Origin of the sequence: Actinomadura roseirufa, assembly GCF_900659635.1 — a bacterium.
Classification (GTDB): Bacteria; Actinomycetota; Actinomycetes; order Streptosporangiales; family Streptosporangiaceae; genus Spirillospora; species Spirillospora roseirufa.
Map to the genome: position 1 here is coordinate 1 of NZ_CAACVB010000379.1, position 5,802 is coordinate 5,802.

At 76.4% G+C, this 5,802-nt stretch carries 6 protein-coding genes and 1 pseudogene; 5 read left to right on the forward strand and 2 right to left on the reverse strand.

The features are described 5' to 3' along the window. Window positions 1-331: 331 nt before the first annotated feature. Window positions 332-1,339, forward strand: coding sequence for an anti-sigma factor RsbA family regulatory protein (locus E1291_RS38290; protein WP_131742938.1), 1,008 nt, complete (start codon window positions 332-334; stop codon window positions 1,337-1,339). Between the two features lie 38 nt (window positions 1,340-1,377). Here E1291_RS38290 and E1291_RS38295 read toward each other — a convergent pair whose 3' ends face one another. Further along, entirely contained in the window at window positions 1,378-1,899 is a 522-nt protein-coding gene (locus E1291_RS38295; protein ID WP_131742939.1) for a DUF2269 domain-containing protein, read from the reverse strand. Window positions 1,900-2,141: 242 nt separating this feature from the next. On the opposite strand from E1291_RS38295, the gene E1291_RS38300 reads away from it, so the two are divergent. The 3 genes from E1291_RS38300 to E1291_RS38310 all read left to right on the forward strand — a co-directional run bounded on the left by E1291_RS38300 (window position 2,142) and on the right by E1291_RS38310 (window position 4,636). After that, window positions 2,142-2,603, forward strand: coding sequence for a hypothetical protein (locus E1291_RS38300; protein ID WP_131742940.1), 462 nt, complete (start codon window positions 2,142-2,144; stop codon window positions 2,601-2,603). Between the two features lie 84 nt (window positions 2,604-2,687). After that, the gene (locus E1291_RS38305; RefSeq protein WP_131742941.1) at window positions 2,688-3,323 is read left to right on the forward strand and encodes a GNAT family N-acetyltransferase; all 636 of its coding nucleotides are present in this window, start codon (window positions 2,688-2,690) and stop codon (window positions 3,321-3,323) included. 395 nt (window positions 3,324-3,718) lie between these two features. Further along, window positions 3,719-4,636: an SAM-dependent methyltransferase gene (locus tag E1291_RS38310; RefSeq protein ID WP_165495495.1), complete on the forward strand. Its 918-nt coding sequence runs from the start codon at window positions 3,719-3,721 to the stop codon at window positions 4,634-4,636. A gap of 126 nt (window positions 4,637-4,762) precedes the next feature. Here E1291_RS38310 and E1291_RS38315 read toward each other — a convergent pair whose 3' ends face one another. Beyond that, window positions 4,763-5,344 (reverse strand): CGNR zinc finger domain-containing protein, encoded by a 582-nt coding sequence (locus E1291_RS38315; protein ID WP_131742943.1) that lies wholly within the window; start codon window positions 5,342-5,344, stop codon window positions 4,763-4,765. A 63-nt stretch (window positions 5,345-5,407) separates the two neighbouring features. Between E1291_RS38315 and E1291_RS38320 the strand changes: the two are divergent. Then, a pseudogene (locus tag E1291_RS38320) lies at window positions 5,408-5,802 on the forward strand (hypothetical protein); the annotation flags it as partial.

The window sequence follows — 5,802 nt, forward strand, 5'->3', positions numbered from 1 at the left end:
GCCCTGCCCGCGCTGCGCGCCAGCGGCGACCTCGACCGCGTCGCGTGCGGGATGCGGCGGCTGCTGACCGGCGGGACGGGCGCGGAGCGGCAGCGCGCCGCCTATCGCGGACGCGGCCGGCTCGCCGACGTCGTGGACGCGGTGCTGCTGCGCGGGTCCGCCGTGCCGAGCTGACCGGTTTCCGCCCGCGCCTGCGGGGTAGCCGACCCGCGTGAACGGCGTTCGCCCGAACAGGGGACCGAGGGCCCGGACGCGCGTCGCCCGGACCCCGCTCCCGCGCGTAGGCTCGGCAGGGCGCACGAAGGCCGGCCCGGACGGGAGTGGGGGCGCGATGAAGGTCAGGCCCGGCGGCCCGGACGCGATCCCGGGCGGCCCGGACGCGATTTCAGGCGGCCCGGACGCGATTTCGGGTGGCCCTTTCGCGCATCCCGCGCTCTTCTACCATGACGACGAGGAGTACCTCGCCGGCATCGTGCCGTTCGTCCGCGCCGGCCGCGCCGCGGGCGAGCCGGTCGCGGTCGCGGTGCCCGCCGCCCGGCTGCCGGTGCTGCGCGACGCGCTCGGCGCGGCGGCCGCGGACGTCGCCTGGCTGGACATGTCCGAGGCCGGCCGCAACCCGGGCCGGATCATCCCCGGCGTGCTGCGCGCGTTCGCCGACCGGCACCCCGGCGGCCGGGTCCGCATCGTCGGCGAGCCGATCTGGCCCGGCCGGTCGGCGGAGGAGTACCCGGCCTGCGCGCAGCACGAGGCACTGATCAACCTGGCTTTCGAAGGACGCGAGGTCTCGATCCTGTGCCCCTACGACGCGGCCGGGCTGGACCCGGTCGCGCTCGCCGACGCCCGCGCCACCCACCCCGTCGTCATCGACCGGGACGGGGAGCGCGCGAGCCCCGAGTACGCGCCCGGCCGGGTGATCCGCCGCTACAACCGGCCGCTGCCGGAGCCGCGCGGCGCCGCGTCCCTGGCCTCGCTGACGTCGCTGGCGTTCGGCCTGCCGGAGCTGCCCGAGGTGCGCGAGTTCGCCCGGCGCGCCGCCGCGGGCCTCGGCCTGGCGCCCGCGTCGGTGGACGACCTGGAGATCGCCGTGCACGAGCTGGCCGCCAACTCGTGCGTGCACGGCGGCGGGTCCGGCACCGTCCGGCTGTGGGCCGAGGGCGGGCTGGTCGTCTGCGAGGTCCGGGACGCCGGGGAGATCACCGACCCGCTGGCGGGGCGCCGCCCGGCGGAGCTGAGCCCGCACGGCGGGCGCGGCATCCTGCTGGTCCACCACCTCGCCGACCTCGTCCGCGTCCACACCGGGCCGGAGGGCACCGCCGTCCGGGTCTTCATGCGCCGCTGATCCCGCCGGCCGCGGCGGGCCGGCGCCGAGCGGACCGATCAGGACCGGCGCCACCGGACGCGGCCCCGGGGCTTGAACACCGACAGGGCGGTGGCGGTGAGCACCATGACGAACTGCCCCGACACGACGGCCACCTGTTCCCAGCCCCGGCCGGACGGCCGCGCCCCGCCCCGGGTGGCGTCCGCCATGGCCTCCGGCTGGAACAGCAGCGCCCCGAAGAGGATCACGCCGATCAGCAGCACCAGCTTGGCCAGCACCCAGTAGTGCCGGGCCAGGCCCCACGGGCTGCCGAGGCCGAGCGCGATCCCGCTCGCCAGCGCGGTCAGCGCGAGCGGGATCCCGCCCGCGACGACCAGCACCCACATGAGGCGGTAGGCGGCGTGGGCCAGGGCGCCGTCGGCGGTGAGCGTCGCGGTGAGGTTGAGCACCAGCTGGCCCCACACCTCGCCGAGCAGTGCGACGGAGGCCGCGATGTGCACGAGGGCGAGCGTCTTGCGGACCGGCGGCCGCGGCCGCCACCGCCGCCCCGCGGCGGGCGCGGACTGCTGCTGAACGGGCATCTTCCTGTTTCCGACCTCGCTCGTTCGTTTCCGGCCCCCGATCATGGCGGCGGAACGGCGGCCGGTCGTCCGGCGGGCGGAGGCTTCCGTCCTGCCACCGCGGGCGCAGCCCGGGCCCCCTGACCTGCTCCCCCGGTGGTAGGCGCTCCGGCGATGCCGAGTCTTGACCGTGCCATCACGTGTAGGGGAAGGGGCGCGGGAATCATCTGAGCGCCCGTCCGTCCCGACCCATGTGGGGAACGATGCGAATTCTGGCCCGCACGCACCAGCTGCCCGTCCGGTTGATCGTGGGCGCGTTCGTCCTGAACTCCGGGCTGTCCAAACTGCGCGGCGGGGACGAGGTGGCCGCGGGCACGCACGGCCTCGCCTCCTCCGCCTACCCGTTCCTCGGGGCGCAGGACGCCGGCCGGTTCACCCGGCGGGTGGGCACGGCCGAGGTGACGCTCGGCACCGCGCTCCTGACGCCCGTCGTCCCGTCCCTGCTCGCGGGCGCCGCGCTGGCGGCGTTCGGCTGCGGGCTCGTCGGCCTCTACCTGCGGGCGCCCGGGATGCGCCAGGAGGGGAGCCTCCAGCCGACACAGCAGGGCATGGCGCTCCTCAAGGACACCTGGCTCGTCGGCGCCGGGGCGTCGCTCGCGCTGGAGGAGCTCGGACGCTCACGGGCCCGCCGGCGCGCGATTCCCGCCCAGGTCATCCCGGATTGACCGGTTCACCCTGACTCAGCCTGAAATTTCTTGACGGCGGGGGCCCCGCTCGGGAGGATCGGCGCGTCCCGAGGAGGCCCTGCCATGACGTCGCAACCCCACCCGCCCCCCACGGTCCGCGTGGCCGGGGCCACCGATGCGGCGGGAATCTCCGCTCTGCTCGGGCGGGCGTTCGACGACGACCCGCTCTGGCGGTGGATCGTCCCCGACGACGCCACCCGCGTACGGCGCCTCGCCGGGCTGTTCGACCTGTCCCTGCGGGTCCTCCACCTGTCGCACGGCGGCAGCGAGGCGGCCGGGCGGGGCACGGCCGTCGAGGCGGCGGCGCTGTGGGACCCGCCGGGGCACTGGCGCGTCCCGATGTGGCAGCAGCTGCGCCAGCTCGTGCCGCTCTTCGGCGTCCTCGGCCGGCGCGTCCCCGCCACCCTGCGCACGCTCGGCGAGATCGAGGAGCACCACCCCCGGGAGCCGCACTGGTACCTCGCGGTGCTCGGCACGGACCCCGTGGCCCAGGGGAACGGCCTCGGCGGCGCGCTGCTGCGGTCACGGCTGGAGCGTTGCGACGCCGACGGCCTCCCCGCGTACCTGGAGTCGTCCAAGGAGCGGAACGTTCCGTACTACGAGCGGTTCGGGTTCCGGGTCACGCGTGAGCTCGCGCTGTCCGGCCGCGGTTGCCCGCCGATATGGCTCATGTGGCGCGAACCGGGCACCTGGGGCTGATCCGACAGCCGCCGCGCGTCCCCGGTTAAGCCTCAGTCATGACCGGAAACGGCCACCCTCCGCAAGGGGTTCCCGTCCCCGCATGGAGCGTGCGACGGCCCGCTTCTCCGCCGCGTTGCTGCTGCCGTCGTCCCCGGCTCCGGATCACGGTGGACACCGCCAAACACCGTTGGCCCCATGCGGCCACGTCTGGGGCGGTTTTCGGTCCGCCCTCCGCGCCGGGCCCGTCACGCCCCCGCCGGGGCGGCTTACCGTCGGAGGCGAGTCCCCCGTCCGGCTCTCGTCCGGCGAAGGAGAAAGGTGGGCCGCGCCATGACCGAACGCCGCTTCCCCTGGCCGGGCCTCACCGCCCCCGAGGAGGGACCGCGCCCGAGAACCGGAACGGTGACGCCGGAATGCGGCGCGCGGCCGGCGGCGAGGACACGGTGACGGGCATCCCGGCCCTGAGCGCCCGGCCCGCCGCGCAGTGGCGCGGCACCGGACGGGCCGGGGTGACGGAGGACGCGACGGCGGCGGGCGGCTGCGCGCGCGAACGACTCGTCCTGGACCGGCCGGGCATCGCGCGAGTCCACGACTACCTGCTCGGCGGCAAGGACAACTACGCCGCCGACCGCGCTCTCGCGCGCCGCGTCCTGCAGATCCTGCCGCAGGCGGCGGAGTCGGCGCGGGCCTCCCGCGCCTTCCTAGGCCGCGCGGTCCGGGCGCTCACCGCGCGCGGCGTCCGCCAGTTCGTCGACCTCGGCTGCGGTCTCCCCGCCGCCGTCAACCTGCACCAGATCGCCGCCCGGCACGCCGCCGCGCGGGTGGTGTACGTCGACGACGACCCGCTCGTCATCGCGCACGCCCGCGCGCTCCTGATCCGCGACGGCGACATCGCCGCGCTCAAGGCCGACATCCGCGACCCGGAGCGCGTGCTCGCCAGCCCCGAGATGCGCCGCCTGATCGACCCGCGCGAGCCGGTGGCGCTGGTGTTCTGCTCCGTGCTGCATTTCCTGGACGACCCGTCCGGCCCGGTGACGGCGCTGACCGAGGCCGCCCCGCCGGGCAGCGCGGTGGTCGTCTCGCACGCGACCGCCGACTTCACGCCCGCGGTCACGGAGGCGGCCCTCCACTACGGCGAGGCGATCGGCGTGCCGCTGCTGCCCCGTCCCGCGGCCGAGGTCGGACGGCTGCTCGGCGGCTTCACGCCGCTCGGCCCCGGCGTCGTCCCGGTGGAACGGTGGCGCCCGGACGCGCCGCCTCGCGCGGCGAGCCCGCTCCCGCCGTACCCGCCGGTGATGTACGGCGCCGTCGGCGTCCTGGGCTCGTCCTAACTGCAAGCCCGGCCCACGGCGCTCGCCCAGGGCTCGCTCCGTGACCGGTCTCGTGCGAGCGCGAATCGCTTCGCTCGCGTGACGGCCGAGCATCACGTTGAGCCTGTGTGACGGCTTGGGGCGGGCCTAGATTTCGCTGGTCCCATCGCCGGCGTCCCGGCGGGCGGTCTTGCGCCTGCGGTGGGCGGCGACGCGTTCGCGGGAGGCGCAGGCGCCCGAGCAGAAGCGCCGGACGGCTCCCGTGCCCGTCCCGAGGAAGAGCCGCCCGCACCCGGACGCGGCGCACTCGCCCCAGGCGGGCCGGCCCGCCTCGCTGAAGACCTGGGCGAGGACGAGCGCGCTCGACGCGGTGAACCACTCGGCCCAGGACGCGTCGTCGCCGCGGTCCACGTGCAGGTGCCAGGCGTGCCCATCGTGCCGGGACAGCCGGGGGCGCGCCCCGCACTCGGCCAGCAGCGCGTTGACCGCGAGGGCCGCACGGTCCGGATCGGTCTCGGCCAGGACGCCGGCGAGGCGCACGGCGGCGGCCCGCAGCGCGGCGGCGTCGCCCTCGGTGAACGCCTCCGGCGCGACGTCCGCCGGGGACTCGCCGTGCCGCACGAGCATCCCCGCCAGCGCCCGCCGCGGCAGCTCCGGGTCGGCCCGGACGGCGTTGGCCAGTTCCACGAGCCGCTCGCCCGGCCTGAATCCCGCCTTCGAATCACCCATGCGCCCTCCCTCTCCGCATACTGTAACGTCTTTTCTCCATAAGCCGTTACAGAAGGGGTGACCATGCGCGGGGGTCTGCGGCTCTACCTCGTCATCGCGGTCCTGGCCCGGCTGGCCGAGGAGGGCATGGCGGTGGCCGTGGTGCTCCTGGCCGCCGAGCGCACCGGGTCGCCCGCCCAGGGGGCCTTCACGCTCACGGCGTGGATGGCCCCGCACGTGGTGTCCGCGCCGCTGGCGGGCGCCCTCGCCGCCCGGGCCCGGCGGCCCCGGCTCTTCTACGTCCCGGCCCTCGCCGGGTACGCCGCGTCCATAGCTGCGGTGGCGCTGCTGCTCGGCCGCGCCCCGGCGGCGGTCACCCTGGGCGCGGCGGCGCCGCCCTCGGCGAGGATCACGCCCGCCTCGACGGCCGCCCACCAGAGCCGGTCCAGCGCCGTGTCGTCGGCCACCTCGCCGAACCG

Bases quoted from the DNA above. Each gene is read 5' to 3' on its own strand.
- E1291_RS38300 (WP_131742940.1), top strand. From the start codon at position 2,142: ATGCGAATTCTGGCCCGCACGCACCAGCTGCCCGTCCGGTTGATCGTG.
- E1291_RS38305 (WP_131742941.1), top strand. From the start codon at position 2,688: ATGACGTCGCAACCCCACCCGCCCCCCACGGTCCGCGTGGCCGGGGCC.
- E1291_RS38290 (WP_131742938.1), top strand. From the start codon at position 332: ATGAAGGTCAGGCCCGGCGGCCCGGACGCGATCCCGGGCGGCCCGGAC.
- E1291_RS38315 (WP_131742943.1), bottom strand. From the start codon at position 5,344: ATGGGTGATTCGAAGGCGGGATTCAGGCCGGGCGAGCGGCTCGTGGAA.
- E1291_RS38310 (WP_165495495.1), top strand. From the start codon at position 3,719: ATGCGGCGCGCGGCCGGCGGCGAGGACACGGTGACGGGCATCCCGGCC.
- E1291_RS38295 (WP_131742939.1), bottom strand. From the start codon at position 1,899: ATGCCCGTTCAGCAGCAGTCCGCGCCCGCCGCGGGGCGGCGGTGGCGG.